The 19,506-nt window shown below is 43.7% G+C and carries 21 protein-coding genes, 2 tRNA genes and 1 pseudogene; 3 read left to right on the top strand and 21 right to left on the bottom strand.

The genetic code is table 11. From position 1 onward, the window contains the following. Positions 1-8: 8 nt before the first annotated feature. Entirely contained in the window at positions 9-1,448 is a 1,440-nt protein-coding gene (gene wbaP / locus KDW03_RS09095) for an undecaprenyl-phosphate galactose phosphotransferase WbaP (protein ID WP_271434768.1), read from the top strand. Here the strand turns inward: wbaP and KDW03_RS09090 are convergent. The 14 genes and pseudogenes from KDW03_RS09090 to KDW03_RS09025 form a co-directional block, all read right to left on the bottom strand. Beyond that, positions 1,445-3,052: a radical SAM protein gene (locus tag KDW03_RS09090; protein WP_271434767.1), complete on the bottom strand. Its 1,608-nt coding sequence runs from the start codon at positions 3,050-3,052 to the stop codon at positions 1,445-1,447. The genes wbaP and KDW03_RS09090 overlap by 4 nt on opposite strands. Continuing rightward, complete coding sequence (locus tag KDW03_RS09085; protein ID WP_271434766.1) at positions 3,053-5,527, bottom strand: penicillin-binding protein 1A; 2,475 nt, start codon at positions 5,525-5,527, stop codon at positions 3,053-3,055. A gap of 102 nt (positions 5,528-5,629) precedes the next feature. Beyond that, positions 5,630-6,220, bottom strand: coding sequence for a rubrerythrin (rbr, locus tag KDW03_RS09080; protein WP_271434765.1), 591 nt, complete (start codon positions 6,218-6,220; stop codon positions 5,630-5,632). 24 nt (positions 6,221-6,244) lie between these two features. Then, a complete protein-coding gene (locus KDW03_RS09075) occupies positions 6,245-6,733 on the bottom strand; it encodes a ferritin (RefSeq protein WP_271434764.1) in 489 nt (162 codons plus the stop codon). A 15-nt stretch (positions 6,734-6,748) separates the two neighbouring features. After that, positions 6,749-7,136 (bottom strand): annotated as a pseudogene (locus tag KDW03_RS09070) (desulfoferrodoxin). Between the two features lie 25 nt (positions 7,137-7,161). Further along, entirely contained in the window at positions 7,162-7,569 is a 408-nt protein-coding gene (locus tag KDW03_RS09065; protein ID WP_271434762.1) for a bacteriohemerythrin, read from the bottom strand. Positions 7,570-7,658: 89 nt separating this feature from the next. Then, the gene (locus tag KDW03_RS09060) at positions 7,659-8,033 is read right to left on the bottom strand and encodes a desulfoferrodoxin (protein WP_271434761.1); all 375 of its coding nucleotides are present in this window, start codon (positions 8,031-8,033) and stop codon (positions 7,659-7,661) included. A gap of 89 nt (positions 8,034-8,122) precedes the next feature. Next, on the bottom strand, positions 8,123-8,269 hold the full coding sequence (locus KDW03_RS09055; protein ID WP_271434760.1) for a hypothetical protein: 147 nt from the start codon (positions 8,267-8,269) through the stop codon (positions 8,123-8,125). Between the two features lie 220 nt (positions 8,270-8,489). Then, positions 8,490-8,882: a Fur family transcriptional regulator gene (locus KDW03_RS09050; protein WP_271434759.1), complete on the bottom strand. Its 393-nt coding sequence runs from the start codon at positions 8,880-8,882 to the stop codon at positions 8,490-8,492. A 348-nt stretch (positions 8,883-9,230) separates the two neighbouring features. Then, a tRNA-Ser gene (locus KDW03_RS09045) sits at positions 9,231-9,319 on the bottom strand. Between the two features lie 11 nt (positions 9,320-9,330). Next, positions 9,331-9,404 (bottom strand) — tRNA-Arg (locus tag KDW03_RS09040). A 2-nt stretch (positions 9,405-9,406) separates the two neighbouring features. After that, positions 9,407-9,898 carry a rod shape-determining protein MreD gene (gene mreD, locus KDW03_RS09035; RefSeq protein ID WP_271434758.1) on the bottom strand — a complete coding sequence of 164 codons (492 nt, stop codon included), beginning with the start codon at positions 9,896-9,898 and terminating at the stop codon, positions 9,407-9,409. Beyond that, entirely contained in the window at positions 9,891-10,679 is a 789-nt protein-coding gene (gene mreC / locus KDW03_RS09030; RefSeq protein WP_408648306.1) for a rod shape-determining protein MreC, read from the bottom strand. The genes mreD and mreC overlap by 8 nt, the downstream gene beginning before the upstream one ends. A 90-nt stretch (positions 10,680-10,769) precedes the next feature. Next, a complete protein-coding gene (locus KDW03_RS09025; RefSeq protein WP_271434756.1) occupies positions 10,770-11,798 on the bottom strand; it encodes a rod shape-determining protein in 1,029 nt (342 codons plus the stop codon). 147 nt (positions 11,799-11,945) lie between these two features. Here KDW03_RS09025 and KDW03_RS09020 point away from each other — a divergent pair, with 147 nt between their 5' ends. Together KDW03_RS09020 and KDW03_RS09015 are read left to right on the top strand one after the other, a co-directional pair. Further along, complete coding sequence (locus KDW03_RS09020; RefSeq protein WP_271434755.1) at positions 11,946-12,500, top strand: CinA family protein; 555 nt, start codon at positions 11,946-11,948, stop codon at positions 12,498-12,500. Next, a complete protein-coding gene (locus tag KDW03_RS09015; RefSeq protein WP_271434754.1) occupies positions 12,497-12,793 on the top strand; it encodes a hypothetical protein in 297 nt (98 codons plus the stop codon). Before KDW03_RS09020 ends, KDW03_RS09015 begins: the two co-directional genes overlap by 4 nt. A 15-nt stretch (positions 12,794-12,808) precedes the next feature. Here KDW03_RS09015 and fliI read toward each other — a convergent pair whose 3' ends face one another. The 7 genes from fliI to flgB form a co-directional block, all read right to left on the bottom strand. Next, positions 12,809-14,221: a flagellar protein export ATPase FliI gene (gene fliI / locus KDW03_RS09010; protein ID WP_271434753.1), complete on the bottom strand. Its 1,413-nt coding sequence runs from the start codon at positions 14,219-14,221 to the stop codon at positions 12,809-12,811. Beyond that, positions 14,218-15,228, bottom strand: coding sequence for a flagellar assembly protein FliH (gene fliH, locus KDW03_RS09005; protein WP_271434752.1), 1,011 nt, complete (start codon positions 15,226-15,228; stop codon positions 14,218-14,220). The genes fliI and fliH overlap by 4 nt, the downstream gene beginning before the upstream one ends. 12 nt (positions 15,229-15,240) lie before the next feature. Further along, a complete protein-coding gene (fliG, locus tag KDW03_RS09000; RefSeq protein WP_271434751.1) occupies positions 15,241-16,332 on the bottom strand; it encodes a flagellar motor switch protein FliG in 1,092 nt (363 codons plus the stop codon). A gap of 19 nt (positions 16,333-16,351) precedes the next feature. Continuing rightward, positions 16,352-18,055: a flagellar basal-body MS-ring/collar protein FliF gene (gene fliF / locus KDW03_RS08995; protein WP_271434750.1), complete on the bottom strand. Its 1,704-nt coding sequence runs from the start codon at positions 18,053-18,055 to the stop codon at positions 16,352-16,354. 42 nt (positions 18,056-18,097) lie between these two features. Next, entirely contained in the window at positions 18,098-18,430 is a 333-nt protein-coding gene (gene fliE / locus KDW03_RS08990; RefSeq protein ID WP_271434749.1) for a flagellar hook-basal body complex protein FliE, read from the bottom strand. A 101-nt stretch (positions 18,431-18,531) separates the two neighbouring features. Next, positions 18,532-18,987 (bottom strand): flagellar basal body rod protein FlgC, encoded by a 456-nt coding sequence (gene flgC, locus KDW03_RS08985; protein WP_271434748.1) that lies wholly within the window; start codon positions 18,985-18,987, stop codon positions 18,532-18,534. A gap of 12 nt (positions 18,988-18,999) precedes the next feature. Continuing rightward, on the bottom strand, positions 19,000-19,422 hold the full coding sequence (gene flgB / locus KDW03_RS08980) for a flagellar basal body rod protein FlgB (protein ID WP_271434747.1): 423 nt from the start codon (positions 19,420-19,422) through the stop codon (positions 19,000-19,002). Between the last annotated feature and the right edge of the window lie 84 nt (positions 19,423-19,506).

Here is a 19,506-nt window from a genome sequence, read left to right as displayed (position 1 = left end):
GGAAAACAATGAAATATCTCAGGAAAATCATGCAATTTTTCATACTTCTAGCAAGCGATCTCATGGCCTACTATGCAAGTCTTGCCATTGCTGTTTTTTTACGGCAAAACATTGCGGGTTTTTTTTTCTCCAACCTTCCTTCTTTTAATTTTCAGTACGAATATTTTGCCTCTGTTTTGTGGCTTCCGCTGGCCTTTGTGTTCAGTATAGGGATGTTTAAGCTTTATCACAGGCATTTTTCCTTCTGGGAGGAAACAGAAAAACTCGTCAAGGCGCTCACGTTGGGACTCATTATTGTATTTTTTGTGATTAGTATTCGCAAACTTTACGCTGATTTTTCCCGATTAACCCTTCTCTTTTTATGGGGAAGTGGACTTTTTTTCTTTGCTCTTTTCCGTTATATTTTCAAAAAACTTCTGTGGATAGTAGGCCTATGGGGAGAGGACGTCCTCATCCTCGGAAAAGAGAACCTGGGAGAGGAACTTTCTCAAAAGCTTTCTCAGGACAGTTTCCTGGGTTTTCGTCCCAAGGCTATCCTCTCCCCCACAAAGGGCAAACGCCAGAAATCCCTTTCCCCCAATAAGATTCCTGTGTATTACGAAAAAGACATCAGTGGTTTTATCCGCCGTCTCGGCATGGAAACGGTATTTATCATTACCGAACATTTTCATGAGAAAGATCTCGATCTTTTGGCAAGCGAAGCGTACGCGAGTGCAAGAAATATCGTTTTGTTCCCTCTCGAATACCCCATCGTCCTTTTCAACGCGGAGACCCACTATCTTCTCAAAGAACGTTCCTATCTCATTTACGCCAAAAATAACCTCAACGCCTGGTGGAACCTTTTCTTAAAGCGAACTATAGATATTGTGGGATCTCTTGTCGGACTTGTGTTGCTTTCTCCTCTCCTTCTTGTTGTGGCTTTCATTATTAAGCTAACCTCTCCAGGAAAAATTGTGTACAAACAACAACGTATCGGAAAAAATGGAAAGCCATTTTATCTTTATAAATTTCGTAGCATGTATCCTGACGCAGACGAAAGGTTAAAAGATATTCTTGCCAGTGATCCCAAAGCCAAAGAAGAGTGGGAAACCAAACGAAAACTCACCAACGATCCGCGAATTACCCCTATTGGGAAGTTTATTCGCAAAACGAGCATTGATGAACTTCCCCAGCTCTGGAATATACTAAAAGGAGATATATCCATTGTAGGGCCTCGTCCAGTATCAGCTGAAGAGATTGAAAAATTTTATAAGGAGTACCAGGTTTATTACTATTCCGTCCGCCCCGGTCTTACAGGTCTCTGGCAGGTATCAGGTAGGTCCAATACCGACTACAACTATCGGGTACAAACAGATGTCTGGTACGTTGAGAACTGGTCCCTGTGGCTCGATATCGTTATCATCCTCAAAACCTTTGAGGTTCTCATAAAACGAGAAGGGGCATATTAACGCGAGCAAGAGACAAGAACCTCATACAGTGGACTCTCCCGGAAGTCTTCAAGAGAAATTTCTTTTTGTGCAACAAGCATACCAGCTTTCTTTGCCATACCAGGAATCTGCTGAATTTCGTGATACGAAAGCTTTTTTACATCAAAGGGAAAACAAAGACCGATAAGTGAACGCTCTCGATAGTCAATCACAAAAGCATCCAGGTGTTCTCGCAAAGAAACATTGCGTGGAATTTTCACTATAATAGGATAACTCCCCAATTGTCTGGCAAGACTCCATTCCCCACGGTGTCCATCAACAATAAGATCTCGAAGCACGGTACCCGGGGGGAAAATTCTCTGAAGCATCGGAATATCGATTTCTTTTCTTATTTTCTCTCTATAATGACGAAAAGCCGCCTCTGTTTTCACATCTTTTTTCAAAGGCAGATGTTCCAGAGGTGTCCCCGGGGTTTGCTTGAGCTGACGAATATTGATTCTTCGGAGAAGAAGCCCTTCTTCAAAAATTTGCAAGAGAAACTCATAATTGAGACGAAAGGTCTCCCTCGTTTCTCCTGGTAAACCATGGATAAGATTTACCCCAGGGAGTAGCTTTGGGATACCACCATCACGTTTTCCACCGATCTCATTGACCATTTGTATGGCCTGAAAAACCTGATCTGGAGAAGCCTTGAGAGCGTTACGGCGAATAACCTCTGGATCAGCTGATTCCATACCAAAAGCTGCCACATCTCCCGGTGTATTATATCTTGCGATTGTTTCAAGGATCCTGGCAGATTCTTTTGGAAAACGAGCGATAGTACCCGGATTCATGTTGTCAAGATGAAGTGTTTTAAGATCTGGAGCCACCTCTCGAATGCCTGAATAGAGCCTCTCAAGATTCTCCGGCACAGGGCGAAAAAAGCCATCCCTCTCACAGGAAAAATCTGCCTGATAGCTTAAAATATCTGCCTGCTTCCCCAGACGAAAATGGCGACATCCGACTTGATAAAGTCTGTTCACCTCCTCCTGAATGGAAGCTACAGGACGAAATTCCACCTCAAAAAGCCCCTCAAGGCAAAAACTACAGTGAAATCTCCTGGGACATCCCCTTCCTGTTTCCAGTTCTATAACCACATCCGGGAACCAGGGATGCTGAAGCACTACCTCTGCCCCAAACGTGGCACATACATGCCATTCCTCTAAACTTCGAAAACGTTCTCGAGGTGTATTGTTACGAGCTATATCCCACACATAAGCCTCAATATCCCCGCTTATCACCTGAATGTTTTTGGAAAAATTGTTGTTTTTTTCACGACTCTGAGGTCCCCCCCAGAGAAAATTTTTTTTCCGATAAAAATCAGCGAGTTCTTTAACCTCGTCCAAGGTAATAGGATTCCCTCCCAGATACTTTCCAGGGACAGGATTTCCTGCTATCAAAATGACAAAATCCGCATCTGGCTTATCATGTGTCTCTCTCAGCTGGTCAATCGTCCGATAAAGAAGCTCATGCCCGCCCGCCGACCATATAGCTCCTGCCACATAACGAACATACGGTGAAATGTAGGGGGGAACACCAAGCGCTGTAGGCTCATCAATATACCCATCAATAAGAAGAAACCTCACTTACAACCCCAGGTCGAGATTTACCGGTCCCTCACTACTATCAAGCTTCCAGTTGTCCTGCGGCTGGTCAAAATCAAATTGATAATCCACATTATTGGTGAGGATCTCTATCTCCTGTCTTTGCCGCTCATAGGAGTCTGTGGTATGTTTGTCACAGGTTCTGGATGGTACAGTACTCCGAAGAAAGATCTCCTCAACCACATCAGGACAGTATACCGTTGGCAAAAGCCCGCTTTCTGCACATACACCCACCCTCACGACATCACCTGGTTGAGAAAATCCCGGGGGAGGATTTTTTTGAGAAACATCTCTCATGTAATTCATCCATATGGGGGCTGCCACAACTGCCGCAGCACGATGGCGCCCCAGGGCTTTACGATAATCATCAAAACCCACCCAGACAACGGTGGAAAGATTTTTGGTAAATCCGGCAAACCATGCATCTTTCCAGTTTGGTGTAGTCCCTGTCTTTCCTCCAGCTGGATAGTTAAAACCAGCTGCTGAAGCAGCTCTGGCCCCAGTACCACGATAGAGTACCGTAGACAGCATGTCCTGCATAATATACGCTGCTCCTTCAGAAAGAATCTGCTGGCGATTGGTTTTATTGAGGTCGCGCTCCATTTCAAAATCAGCCACTACTCTTCCATATCGATCCTTCACCTGACGAATCGCTAAAGGCTTCACCCATTCACCATTGTTGACAATGGTGGCAAACGCCTGCGCTACCTGAAAAGGCGTAAAGATACCAACTCCCAGCGCAAAAGCAAGGGAAGGCATCACATTTTTCTTCACATCATCTACAGTTGTTCCCAAAAGCCCTGCGATCATCGAAGCCGTAGCCTCATAGCCAACTGTTTGCATGAGCTTTTGCCATATCTGAATAGCTACCAGATTAACCGAGTACTGAAGAGCCGTTCTCACACGAATCTCGCCTCGAAAAGTTCCTTCATAATTTCTTGGAATCCATGGGTTTCCAGCTCCATCCTGAAAAACCTTTGGAGCATCATCAAAAACACTTGCAGGTGTTATCAACTTTTTTTCTATAGCTACCGCATAATACACGGGTTTAAAAAGCGATCCCATCTGTCTTCTTGCCTGAACGGCACGATTGAACTGATTAAATGAGGAGAAATCCTTCCCCCCTACCATGGCTTCAATATATCCTGTTGAAGGATTAATAGAGATAAGAGCCCCCTCTACCTGATCCTTACGAGCTGTTTTAATACGATTGGGATTGAGCCTCTCTCGCAAAAAGAGATTTACTTTCTCCATCCCAACTCCATAAGAAACAAGATACAGGGCATCTTCATAGTCTCGCAAAGCTTCATCCAGCGTATTCTGAACCTTAGAAAACCCAACGTACACCTGAGGAATTCCAAGATAGATCCCCAGCGCATCCACAATATCAGCATAATTTTCCTGTAAGATGCGTCTCATACTCCGATTGTAGGCATCATAGATCACCTGTTCATTCGACACGGCTGCTTTCACATACTTCTCGGCCGTGAGTTGCTTATCAAGATCGAGCGTCGTGTAGACACTATAGCCAGCCGTATACAATTGTTCCTTGCCAAAACGTTCCTCCAACATCTGACGAATATACTCCACAAAATACGGAGCATAGGAACTACCGCTTCTCTGAACAATCACGGATTCAGCTTTTACATACACATTGAGATTATTCCAGAAATCGTCATATACTTCTTCTGCCTGGGTCTGCGTGATATACTTCAGAGAAACCATCGCGTCAAGCACTTGTTTATGACGTTTTTTAGCTCGTTCTGGATGCAAAAGTAACGAATACCCCTCCGGGCTCTGGGCCATACCAGCAAGCATTGCGGATTCTGCTAGACTCAACTCTTTTGCATGTTTACCAAAATAAAACTGTGCCGCAGCCTCAATCCCATAACAACCATGTCCAAGATAGATCTGGTTAAAATACATCTCCAGAATTTCTTCTTTTGAGTACTTCTTTTCGATCTGAAGGGCATACCACAACTCCACAAGCTTTCGAAAAACATTCCTCTCACCTGAAGTATAAAGCCTCTTGGCGAGCTGTTGGGTAAGCGTCGATCCACCTCTAGCTCGTTTTCCAAGCAAGGGATCAATCAAGGCTCCCCGAATCATCGCAAATAGATTAAATCCCCGATGCTCAAAAAACTTGTTATCTTCAATAGCTACAATTGCTTGAATAAGACTTTGAGGCATATCCTGGTAGGAAATGATCTCTCGTTTTTCACGGTAAAACTCTGCAATCAGCTTACCATTCACATCATACACTTTTGTTGGAACAGCGTAAGTTGAATATGACTCTAATGGTTTGATGTCTGATAACTCATGAAACGTAATAGTAATCTGTGCAATGACTATACCAGAAACAATGCCTACAAGCACAAGAATAGTATAAAAAATCATCTCTAACTTCGAGAGTGGTAGTTTTCTTCGCAGATTGTGAAGATGTTTTTTAACACTCATAAAGTAAGAACTCCTTACTCCGTATATCCAGTATTTATTGTAAAGCAAAAAAATAAAACTTGCAATTTAAAAAAACAACCCCCGCCAAAGCGGGGGCAAACTTTAGTAGTTTTCCACAAACACTTCGAAGTAACTCTGCGGATGTTTACAGCTGGGACACACCTGTGGAGCTTCCTTGGCCTCGATGATGAACCCACAGTTGCGACACTTCCAGAGGATCTTCTCGTCTTTCTTGAACACCTTGCCCTTCTCAATATTGTCTGCCAGTTTGCGGTAACGAGCCTCATGACGGGCCTCCACCTGAGCGATAGCACGAAAACTTGCCGCAACCTCAGGAAATCCCTCTTTCTCTGCTATATCAGCAAACTCGGGATAGAGTTTTGTCCATTCTTCGTTCTCACCTGCAGCCGCACTCTTGAGATTACTCAAGGTGTCTGAAAGAGCAACAGGATAACTAGCCTGGATCTCTTGCATTACATCATTCCCCAACCCTTCCACGAGATGCTTAAAAAACACCTTCGCATGCTCTTTTTCGTTGTCAGCCGTTTCTGTAAAAATTGCCTCAATCTGCATGTACCCTTCCTTTGCAGCCTGAGAAGCATAGTAGGTGTAACGAGTACGAGCTTGAGACTCTCCAGCAAATGCTTTCATTAAATTTTCTGCTGTTTTTGTCCCTTTGAGAGACTTTGCCATATATCTATCCTCCTTTTATAAGAATTATTCTCTTTTTCCAAGCTTCCCATCGAGATAGAGTTTTCCGGAGTTGCTTTCTCCAATCTTTTTCAGCTTCTGCACAATCTCGAAGGTCTGCGCTTCTTCCTCTACTTGTTCAGCCACAAACCACTGAAGCATCTGCTCGGTAGCATAATCATTGACCTCACGCGCATACGCTACCAGATCATGGATCCGTTTTGTCACGGTAAGCTCGTGCTCATAGGCAGCCTCAAAAACGGCAAGAAGATCTTTCCATTCCACTGGGGGCTTTTCAATAGCTTCCATGATCGCTCTTCCACCCTTTTCCACAATATAGTGGTAAAACTTCATGGCATGATTTATTTCTTCCTGGGCTTGCTTACGAAACCAGTGAGCGCTCCCTGTCCAACTTTCTTCATCACACCATGCCGCCATAGCAAGGTACAAATACGCCGAATACAACTCCTCCTGGATTTGCGTATTCAGCTTATCATTCATCTCTTTGTCTAACATAAAACTCTCCTTCTTTTAAGATTTCCAGAGGCCGTGGAGATTACAATACTCCCGGGCTGTTACCGATGACGCCTGCACAGCAAAAAATGCCTCAGGTTTATCTCCAGGGTTTATCTCCAGGCTTGAGATACTGGGTATACTCCTTCCCATCTGCCATAAGAGAAATCCACATAATATAGTGTTTTTCCTCCATGGGATGTTCTACACTCCCAACTTTCACCAAATATCCGCCATCTCTCGCCTCAATCACAGGAATATGCTTCTCCCGAGATGCTTCCACCGTATTCTCCTTGAGAAGCTCCATCGGTTGCCCACAGCACACCAGCGTACCACCACCAGCAACCCTAACTTCAACAATGTTGCCACATACACTACACTTGTAAATCTGACCACGTTCGATCATCTTTACCTCCTTCGTATTTTTCTCTTTATCGTATACCTTTGTTGTTAAAAAAGGGCTTGTAAGCCATATCTGTCTGAAGAATATGCTTACTAAGCCAATCTTTCAGAAAATTCAAAGTATCCAGAGAAATAAAAATATCTCCTCCCTGGAATTTTCTATAAAGCGTTGTTGCCTCTTCAACAAACTTCTGATGTTCAGCTTGATGTCCAGGATAGGCAGGATAACCCATTTCTTTCATTTTCTTTTCCTCAGCACTAAAATGATACTCACTATACCTCAAAAGTTCTTCAAGCACCCCGCCTACCACTTGTCTCCCCTTACCCTCACTCATCGCGTCAAAAAGCTGATTCGTAAGATCAACGAGCTTCTTGTGATGAGTATCAAACTCTTCTACCCCAACACTCATATTCTCCGTCCAGGTAAAAAATGCCATAAAGGCCTCCTTGTATCTGTTTTTTCCCTAATCTGAATGAGAAAATATTCTCTTCAGTACATTTTCACATACACTCTTAAAAACCTTCTTTAAGATTTCCACAAACCGTGGAGATTACAATACTCCCGGGCTGTTACCGATGACGCCTGCACAGCAAAAAATGCCTCAGGCTTGTCCCCTGGCTTCAGGTACTGGGTATACTCCTTCCCATCTGCCATAAGAGAAATCCACATAATATAGTGTTTTTCCTCCATGGGATGTTCTACACTCCCAACTTTCACCAAATATCCGCCATCTCTCGCCTCAATCACAGGAATATGCTTCTCCCGAGATGCTTCCACCGTATTCTCCTTGAGAAGCTCCATCGGTTGCCCACAGCACACCAGCGTACCACCACCAGCAACCCTAACTTCAACAATGTTGCCACATACACTACACTTGTAAATCTGACCACGTTCGATCATCTTTACCTCCTTCGTATTTTTCTCTTTATCGTATACCTTTGTTGTTAAAAAAGGGCTTGTAAGCCATATCTGTCTGAAGAATATGCTTACTAAGCCAATCTTTCAGAAAATTCAAAGTATCCAGAGAAATAAAATATCTCCTCCTGGAATTTTCTATAAAGCGTTGTTGCCTCTTCAACAAACTTCTGATGTTCAGCTTGATGTCCAGGATAGGCAGGATAACCCATTTCTTTCATTTTTCCTCAGCACTAAAATGATACTCACTATACCTCAAAAAGTTCTTCAAGCACCCTGCCTACCACTTGTCTCCTTACCCTCACTCATCAGTCCAAAGCTGATTCGTAAGATCAACGAGCTTCTTGTGATGAGTATCAAACTCTTCTACCCCAACACTCATATTCTCCGTCCAGGTAAAAAATGCCATAAAGGCCTCCTTTATCGATATATTTTGGTTTCCTATTGAGAGAAAAAGGTCCTGTTTGCCGCACACTTATGGCATACCCCATAAAAAATCACCTGCCATGACTCAATTTCACCGGGTATTTCCCTGGCCATCCACGGTTTAGTTTTGAGATCAAAGTCAAAAACCTCTCCACACTTCCGACACACAAAATGTCCATGGTGACAGGTAAACCCATCATAACGCCTTTCTCCCTGTCCTACATCCAAGACGAGCACCTGGCCTTGGGCCTCAAGAATATGAAGATTTCGATAAACCGTTGCTAGCGTAACCGAAGGATACATCTTCTTCACCTCTTGCCAAACCCATTCAGCCGAAGGATGCGTTTTCGTACTCCGAAGAACCTGCAGTACAGCGTCCCGAATATGGCTTTTCTTGTAAGTAGGCACATTTCCTCCTTAATATCAATATATAGGAAACTTTTCTTTTATGCAAATTTTTTCTTTTAAAATTATTATACTAATTATTATAGAGATTATTATTTTTTTTGTCAAGTAAAATAGCTTGAAAAAATTCACAGACAAGTTGTAATTATAACACGAGAAAAATTTTCTGCTAAAAAATCGCCCAAGACTATCAATAGCATAAAAAAACAAAAATTCTTCACCGATTGATGAGCGAGAAAAATATCTTTCTTTGAAAGAAAATTTCAAAAGCAAACAAGTCGTCAAATTTTTGAAAGAGGATTTCGTCAAATTTTTGAAAGAGGATTAAAAAAAGGAAAAACGAAAAAAGAACGGAGAGGGTGGGATTCGAACCCACGGTACGCTAAAAAGCGTACATCTGATTTCGAGTCAGACCCAATCGACCACTCTGGCACCTCTCCAAAAAAGAAAACGCGCCCAAGAGGAGTCGAACCTCTGGCCTTCAGATCCGCAATCTGACGCTCTATCCATCTGAGCTATGGGCGCATCTACTCTTCTTTGAAAAACAATAAGGGCAAGGTCAGGAAAAAAAGCACTGCCCAGAGTGAGTTGTAGAGCCATTCCCCGAAGAAGACAAGGAAATAGCCACTACTCACCAACCATTGTCCTTTTATTATAAGGGAAAAAAGGAAAAAAATCAAGTATTTCAGTCCTGTAATCCACAAAACAAAAAAGAGAAAACCTCGAAGGGTATCCACAAAAAACCACTTTTGATACACCCCAACAAACCAGGCAATAAAGGTATACAAAAAGGCATGAAAACCAAACCAACCACCTGTAAGTGTATCCACCACAAGTCCAAGGAGAAATCCCATAATCTCTGCAACAAACCGACTCTGGAAAACCGCAAAAAGGGCAAAAATAATAAGAAGCATATCAGGCAGAACTTGATAAATTTGAAAGATATGACTCGCCTGGAGAGAAACAATAACAAAGAGAAACACCCCAAACCACACCCACTTCACCCATGATCTACTCATGATCACCCTCCTCCTCAGCCACCAGGGACCACCTAAGCACAAAGAGGAACTGAACTTGCATAGGATGAAAATACGGCTTTACATAGAGTCTTTTAAAAAACTCCTGCCGCAGAGAACTTGTCATACCAACCACAAAACCAATACGAAAACCGGCAGGAAAAATATCACTTTCACCAGAGGTAGTGATGACATCTCCCACTTCGACAAGTGCCTCTGTAGGAACATACGACATGACACAGTATTGGTGCCATCCCCCCTGACCATTCAAAACACCAAGTGACCCATTGGGGAGTGCCCCTCCAATAAAGAAATTTTCTGAGTAGAGAACCTCTACAACAGAGGTAAAAACATTCACCTCCACAATCTTCCCAATGATGTAAAAACCGTACTCAGGGGTATACCCAATCACAGCATGGTTCCTCTTAACACCATCCCGAATACCCCGATCTATCAAAAATCTCGAAGAAGTAATATCAAGGTTTTTATTCACTATACGGGTAGAGAGCGCATCATACTGGATTCGCTTCTTAACATCAAGGATCTGACGAAGTTCCTCATTTTCTTTTTGAAGCTGACTAAAGAGAAGAAGTTGTGTCTGAAGCTGCTGAATCTTGTCTTCCGCTTCACTCAAATTTTTCTGGGTTTCACCCAGAGTCACAACACGCTTTACTGACTCACCAACAAGCCACGTCATGTTTGACCATGTCCACTGAAAAGGATACAAAAGAAAAAGAAAAACCGAACGAACCGTAATCTGGGGAAGTTTAACGTCCCGTACCATAAGCCCCACCGAAAAAGAACACAATAACAACATGGTAAGAAAGGTTCGTCGTCGGGTAAAGGTAAGAACCGGCATGCGTGATAACCCTGATTACAAATTAAACTGGGTTTCGTATTTCTTGATATTCTCAAGAAACTTTCCTGCACCAATCACATCACACACAAGGGGATCATCGGCCAAAAACACAGGCACGCCGGTATTTTTCGCTATAAACTTTGGAAGTCCACGGAGAAGCGATCCACCACCAGCCATCACAATACCCCTTTCAAGAATATCCGAAGCCAGTTCCGGAGGCGTCTGGTCAAGGGTTTGACGTACCGTCTCGAGAATCTTGTTTACCATGTCCTGAAGAGCTTCTCGTACCTCAACACTATCAATCTTCAAGATTCGAGGCAGACCACTCACTGCATCCCGTCCCTTGATTTCCATTGATTCAACATTTTTGAGGGGATAGGCGCTTCCTATTTTGATTTTGATATCTTCTGCGGTCTTTTCACCGATGATGAGGTTGTGATACTTCTTGAGATGGGCCATGATCGCCTCATCAAACTTGTCTCCACCAACACGAATCGAGTTACTCACCACAATCCCACCCAGAGAAAGGACAGCGATCTCTGTGGTTCCACCCCCAATATCAATCACCATATGTCCCGCAGGTTCCTCAATAGGAATATTTGCCCCCAGAGCCGCTGCACGGGGAGCCTCCACAAGATGAACCTTGGCTGCACCAGCCTGAAGAGCAGACTCTCGCACAGCACGCCTCTCTACCTCCGTCACACCTGAAGGAACACTAATAACTACGCGGGGATGAACAAGTTTTCGTGTTACCTGAGCCTTGTTGATAAAATATTTAAGCATCTTTCCAACAACATCAAAATCAGCAATCACCCCTTCTCGCATAGGACGGATCACAATAATATCACCGGGGGTTTTTCCGAGCATATTTTTTGCTTCATTACCTACGGCACGAACCAAGCCTGTTCCGGTCTGAACAGCCACAACAGAAGGCTCATTAATCACAACCCCCTTACCTTTTACATAGATCAACGTATTTGCTGTTCCAAGGTCAATCGCGATATCATTCACAAAGGCATCTGCAATAGCTTTCACTAGATTCATATTTCTGCTCCTTACGTCAGACTTCACTTTCTGATGGGTTATTGTAAGGAAAAAAGAAAAAATATGCAATTATTTTTCTCTTTATACTCTCAAGTTGATTTTTTCTTTCTCTTCCCATAAACTATAACAAAAATAAAAGGTATCACCATGGGTAACGGAGAGAAAAACCTCTGGAAAAATATCGTTCACCTGTGCACCACACAAGAAAAAACCATCGCATCTGCGGAATCGTGTACCGGCGGCTGGGTAGGCAAAGTCATCACCGATATCCCGGGAAGCTCTCGAGTCTTTCTCGGGGGAATCATTGCTTACGCCAATGACATCAAAACAAAACTCCTCTCTGTCCCGGCTACAACCATTGCCAGGTATGGAGCGGTCAGTTTTGAAACCTGTGAAGCCATGCTCCAGGGTGTGTTTACCCTGTTTTCCCCTTCTTACGCCATAGCCATTACAGGTATTGCCGGTCCAGGAGGCGGAAGTGCTGACAAACCTGTTGGTACAGTATATATCGGGGTAGGCACAAAAGCAAACTACACCATTTATCAATGCCTTTTTTCAGGAAACCGAAAACAGATAAGAACTCAAAGTGTTGGGTTTGCTGGAAAGGCACTCCTCTCTCTCCTTACCGATGCGTCTTCTATCATCCCCCAAAAAAACATTCAAAACACACTTTCACGAAAATATACGGAGGAAACACTATGATCCAGCGCCTTTTGCTCTTTCTTATGACTATCATTCTTGAAACTCTTGTGATTATTGTCTTTTGGTTTCTCGCTACAAAATTTCCTTTCTTATACAGCATCGTTGTCATCATTACCGTAGTTGCCACAGTTTTCTGGTGGATTCTCTCCCGAAAAAAAGAAAAACAAAAAATCTATCCAAGCGAACAGCTCAAGAAACAACAACAAAAACATATAAAGCTCTTCTTGATCATTACAGGAAGTATTCTTCTTCTCAGTTATATAGGATTTCTTATCAAAGTAGCCTCAGGATAATAGACAACAAAAAAGTTATGGTCGAGGCATCCCCGGAGTTCGTACTTTTCTCCCCTCCACTAAGATACGCTGAAGCTGGAACATAGTCTCATCAAAAGACACCTTCTCAAAAATCCCCTGTTTCACAAAGGCTTCAATAGCGGAAATCCTGAGTAAAGCCTCATCAATTTTTGGATCACTGCCGCGCACATAAGCCCCAATCCTGATGAGATCCTCTGCCTCTCGATAAGTTGCAAGAAGCTCTTTTACCTTCGCTGCCAGAAGCTTGTGTTCTTCTGAGGCAACGTCCACCATCAAACGACTCACGCTTGCCAAAACATCAATAGCAGGATAATGATTCTTTTGAGCAAGCTGACGAGAAAGCACAATATGACCATCGAGAATACCCCTTACCGTATCCGATATAGGTTCATTGACATCATCACCTTCAACAAGCACGGTATAAAACGCTGTAATGCTTCCTTTGTCTGATGTTCCCGTCCGCTCCATTAAACGTGGCAGGAGAGAAAAAACACTGGGAGTATATCCCTTCGTCGCCGGCACCTCTCCCACTGCAAGCCCAACCTCTCTCTGAGCCATAGCAAAACGAGTCGCTGAATCCATCATGAACATCACATCAAAACCCTGGTCACGGAAATACTCCGCTATAGCTGTTGCAACATAGGCACCACGTATACGGCGCATGGGAGGTTCATCAGAAGTAACCACAACCACAACCGAGCGTTTGAGTCCCTCTTCACCAAGATCCCTCTCAATAAACTCCCTCACCTCACGGCCTCGTTCTCCAATGAGAGCAATCACATTCACATCAGCAAGGGTATTACGGGCAATCATACCAAGGAGGGTCGACTTACCTACACCACTCCCTGAAAAAATACCCACACGCTGTCCTTTGCCCACGGTTAAAAGCCCATCAATCGCCCGAATTCCTGTTACCATTACCTCGGTAATTCTTTTTCTTTGATACGCACTTGGGGGTTGCCGATCAACAGGATACATGAGTGGAACCTGAATCTGACCTTTGCCGTCAATCGGTTCTCCATCCCCTCCCAAGATTCTTCCCAGAACCTCATTTCCCACAGGAACCTCAAGTTTTCGACGGGTATTTACAACCCTCATTCCAGGCGAAATACCTCTTAGTTCCCCCAGAGGCATGATTATAGTCTTTTTGTCCCGAAAACCCGCAATCTCAGCCATCACCTTTTGTCCCTGCTCTGTCTCTACCCAGCACACATCTCCAATAGCCCCAAAAGGTCCTGTAGCTTCAATGGTTAATCCAACCACATTGGTTACACGTCCAATCGTTTTGACAGGAACTACGCGTTCAACTGCCTGCTCATACTTAAAATAGACATCCTCTCGATTTGGAAGAATCTCCTCATCAAGAAAAGCTTCTGGCAAAGAAGGAGAAGAATACACCGCTTTCATTGGAGGACAATCTCTTTTTCTTCTTTGATTTGGGATTCTTGTGATTCAGTACGAACAACCTCATCTACCCCCTTACTCTTCACACGTGCTGGCACATAGAACTGTATCTTGTTTTCGAGTTCCTCCAGCTGAGTAGCAATCGTAGCATCAACCTCTCCGATATCCGTCTCAATAAGTACCCCACCACGATCAACTGCGGGATTTTCAAAAAACTTCACCTCAGGCATACCTTCAATCATACGGATAAGCTCTTCTTTATGCTGAAGAGTAAAATTGTAATCTTCGGGATTGACGTGAATATAAACTCTCATAGCACCACGGACAAGAGCGAGAGCTTCCTTTGCATTATTGAGTACAACATTCTGTTCCTCAACGGTAAGTTTTTTCACCACTTTTTTCACCATTGTAAGAATAAGATTAAGAATCTGCTGTTCACTATGGACAAGAATCTTTTCTCGCTCTTGAATAGTAGCATAAATTACCTGCTTCAAACGTTCTACCATTGTTCTGATTTCTTCTTTTCCTTCAGCAAAACCCTGTTCATGTCCCTGGCGAAATCCCTCTTTCTGAGCCTCTGCTTGAATACGGAGAGCCTCCTCTTGTGCTTGAGCACGAATTTTTTCCGCCTCCTCTCTCGCTTGATTCAAGATATCCTCAGCCTCTCTGCGTTTCTCATCAATAAGACGTTGCTGATCCTCAAGAGATTTTTGAATCCGATCAAAAGCGGCTTTTTCTGCCTCTTTCACGATACGTTCAGCTTCAAGTTCTGCCTTTTCCACAATCTCTTCTGCTATGCGTTCACTTTTCTCGATCTTAGCATTGATCTCGTTCTCGAGAGAACGGATTTCCTCTTTGAGGCTTTCAATACGCTGGAGAGACTCATCGATCTCTTGTTCTCTCGTCTTCTTAAAAACACGTGGAGCCTCAAGAATATAACGATTCGACTCTATGTGGTACTGCCCTTCGCGAAGTATACGGAGACGGTACTCGAGCGAAGTGTCTTTCATATATTTTCCTCTTTATACAATAATCTCATCCTCGGCATTCCTCGACAGCACAATTTCTCCTTGCTCTTCGAGTTTGCGAATAATGTTAACAATTTTCTGCTGGGCTTCCTCTACATCTTTCAGACGTATTGGTCCCATGTATTCCATATCCTCTTTGAGCATTTGTGCAGCTCTTTTAGACATATTTCGGAATACTTTGTCTTGAACTTCAGCATCTACAGCCTTTAATGCCTTGGCAAGATCGTTGTTTTCTACATGGCGCAATACCTTCTGGATAGAACGATCATCGAGGGTAACAATATCTTCAAACACAAACATTTTCTTCTTAATTTCTTCCGCAAGATCGGGATCGTCTTCTTCTAGAGCCTCGATAATATTACGTTCAGTGGTTCTATCAGAACTGTTGAGAATAGCTACTACTGCATCAATACCACCAGCCTGGGTAAAGTCTTCGCTGGCAAGCGTTGAAAGGCGCCTTTCCAGCACTCGCTCAACTTCTCGTAAGATTTCCGGTGAAGTACGGTCCATCGTAGCAATACGCTTTGCCACATCGGCCTGGATCTCATGGGGAAGGGCACTCAAGATGCTTGCTGCCTTTTGAGCATCAAGATAAGAAAGAATCAAGGCTATCGTTTGGGGGTGCTCGTTCTGAATAAAGTTGATGAGGTGTGCTGGATCAGCCCTTCTCACAAAGTCAAATGGCTTGGTCTGGAGAGATGAGGTGAGACGGTTGATAATATCGACAGCCTTTTGCGTTCCAAGAGCCCTCTCCAAAACCTCTCGTGCATAGTCCACACCACCATTGATGATAAAATCTTGAGCCATCATCAGCTCTTGAAACTCCATCAGGACGGCATCTCTATCCTCGGGATCAACTTTGTCGATACGCGCTATCTCAAAGGTAAGTTCTTCAACTTCGTCTTCCTTGAGGTGCTTAAAAATTTCTGCTGAGACCTCCGGACCAATGGAAACAAGAAAGATGGCGGCTTTTTCTCTCCCTGTTAAGGGTTTCTTTTTATCTCGCTTCCCTGCAGTTACTTTTCCCGCTGTGGCTTGTTTTTTCCATTCGTCTTTTTTGCTCGCGAGAGCCTTATCTACTGCCATAATCCCCTCCCACCATCTCTTATTCTTCTGCCAGCCAGGTTCGAATCAGACGTGCCACATCATCCGGTCGTTCACGGGCCACATTAATCGCATTCTCAAGGAGTTCCATACGGGCTTTTTCTTCAATAGAAAGCTCCACCGTAGCAGCCTCTTCTTCTGCGGCACGCAGAGCTGCTTCACGCATAGCCTGCTGTTGCCGTGCGAGCTCCTCCTCGCGGAGTCTTCGACGTCGCTCGAGTTCTCTTGCAATGGCACGATAGATCAACGTTCCTATAAACAATACAAACAAAATAATGATAGAAGCTATCAGTGTTCGGCGCAGTCTAATTCTGTTACGAATCTTGGCGTCTTCGGCCTCAAACTCCTTGGTATGATCAAAAGGAATATGTCGTACCACAACCTCATCTCGTCGTCGAGCATCATAACCCACGGCGGCCTTTACCCACGCTTCATAACTACGAATTTCTTCATCACTGACCGCGATATATTCCCGAGCAATCCGACCTCCGTTGGTGATTACTTCATCTCCTGTGTCATTACGGATAATTCTCCAGACACCATCAATAGCCACAGCCACAGAGATTCGTTTAATCTCGTAGGGAGCCTTTTCTTCCTGAACATTCTCTTTACTATTCTGATAGTTGACAATGTTTTCGTTTTTCTGGTAATGGGTAAACCTGTCAATCTTGTCCTTGAGGCCGGGAGGAACATTGTTTTCCACACCTGCCGGTCCTTCTGGAATATAGGCAGGCCCTTGAAAATCCTCTGTCGTCTTTTTCTCACTTATGGGAACATTCACCATCACCTCGGATTCATCGTACGGGGTCTCAGGATTGTCTGGCCTCACCTCAATAGGGATAATCTTCTCAGCCTGTTTTTTCATCTTGGTCCAATCAAACTCTATATCCGCGTTGATAAGAAGTCTCTCCTCGGGAATAGAACGCTTCAAAGCATTCAAAACTCGAGAAACAAGAAGAGCACGCTCCCTTTCTTTAATCTTCATTTGCTCACGGGCCAGACGAACACTGTCAGAGAGATCATTCGGTACCAAAAGATCTGAAAGAACATTTCCACGGTTGTCTACCACAACAATATTTTCAGGTTTAAGTCCAGGAATACCCTTGGCAATAAGTTGGACAATACCATTCACTTTTGCCTTATTCTCAGCAATATCGGAATACGCGGAGGGGGTAATTGTGACCGAAGCGGTAACAGGAACATCATTTTCCGTGTATAAGGTTTCTTTTGGAAAAGAAATCTGGATGCTTACATCTTCAATATCAGAGAGGGTTTTGAGATGCTTCACCATCTCTCCTATGAGCGCGCGCTGGAGATTGACATTCCTTTCAAAATCAGTGGTTGTAAAGTTCTGAACATCAAAAAGCTCCCATCCCTTGATGTTCTGCGGAATAATACCCTCCTGTCCCAATCGCATCCGAAGGGTACGACTCTCCTTTTCATCCGTCACAAGGATATACTTATCGTCCTTTGTCTCAAACTTGACATTCCATTCCGCAAGTTTTTTCGTAACACGAGCATACTCTTCAGGTGATAAGGGTGATTTGTACAGAAGAGAGTACGTCGATTGAGTAGAAAATGAAGAAATAGCGATGAGTCCACCTACAAGACCAAGAATCACTGCTCCAACGATAATTTTCTGTACCATGGTAAGTTTCTGAAAAATCTCAAGAAACTTTTTCCACAGTTCTCCAAAATTTGGCATCTTCCCCTCCCTGCCCAGACGGGCTTCTTTTGGTTCTTAAATCTATCTCATGGTTACCAGATCATTATACGCACGAATAGCTTTTTCTACAATCGTCTTCATAAAAGTGATACCCAAACGTGCCTTCTCAGAGGCAATCATTACCTCATGCACATCCACCTCCTCAGGTGAAACAGCCATCTTCTCCTCAAGTTCATCGGCATTCTGCTGGAGTTGGTTCACATTCTCTACAGCACTGAAGAGAACCTGGGCAAAAGGTGCCACCGGATCATCGGAAGCCTGGGTGATACGACCTCTATCATCAAAGTGTTGCTTGCTCGTCCGCACCATGCCCACCTGATTGCCAGCCACTTCCAAACGCGAATATATCTGCATACAAACTCCCTCCTCTAGTAGACAAAAAATTACTACTATTCTATTATGACACAAATTTTAAATTTTGCAAGTATTTTAGCGCTTTTTTATAAAAAAATTTTTTACTTACCCAGGGAAAGTGCCTTTTCAAACATCTGTCGAGCTGAATTAATCATGGTTACATTGGCTTCGTAACTTCGGTTGGCGGAAATCATATCCACCATCTCTTCTACAATGTTGACATTCGGGTACATGACATAGCCTTTCCATTTTCCTGATTTGATCGCATCAGGGTGGGTCGGATCGTAAACCATTCTTGGGGGTTTTTCATCTTTTTCAATCTTGAGTACCCGAACTCCCTCACCAACACCGGGCTCGAGAGCATCCGGTAAAAGATGAGACTTAAAGGTGAGGCGATCGTTTATCGGTCGAAGAACCACCCTTGATCGCTGAAAAGGCCCGCCCTCTGTCGTGCGGGTTGAGGTGGCGTTGGCAATATTGTTGGCTATCACATCAAGCCTGAGTCTCTGAGCGGTTAATCCGCTGCCACTGATATTTAAAACGCTAAACATTCCCATACAGCCTCCTTACTACCTCATCACCGTATCAAGGATCCGAATATTTCTTGAATACGCCTCTAGAAGAGCGTTGTATTGCATGGCATTTTTTGTTGCATCGGTCATCTCTTTGTCAATATCAACATTGTTTTTATCATTACGATAGTTGGAGTCGTATTCGATACGTATCTGGGGTTTGACACCACGATAATCAATATATTCCTCAAAAGCCATGTGCCGTTTGTCAGTAAGAAGAGCTGGAAAAGATTCTTTTCTCTCCGAATCAAGAGCACGCTTGAGCTGGGACTCAAATGTCACCTCAGCCCGTTTGAAAAATGGGGTATCGGCGTTGGCGATGTTGTCTGCTATAACCTGTCGCCTAAGCGATGTCGCCTGTAAACTCATCCGGAAGATCTCCATCTTCTTGCCAAAATCACTGTTTGTCCCAAAAAGCATGGCTTTCCTCCCTCCAATTCTTTTTCTCTTGTTTTGTCTATCGGCAAAAAACAAAAAACCTTAAAAAAAAAGGGCGGATATTCT

This window comes from Thermospira aquatica (genome assembly GCF_023525255.1).
Classification (GTDB): Bacteria; Spirochaetota; Brevinematia; order Brevinematales; family Thermospiraceae; genus Thermospira; species Thermospira aquatica.
Note: the sequence above shows the minus strand (reverse complement) of the source record. Positions and strands in the feature narration are given on the sequence as shown.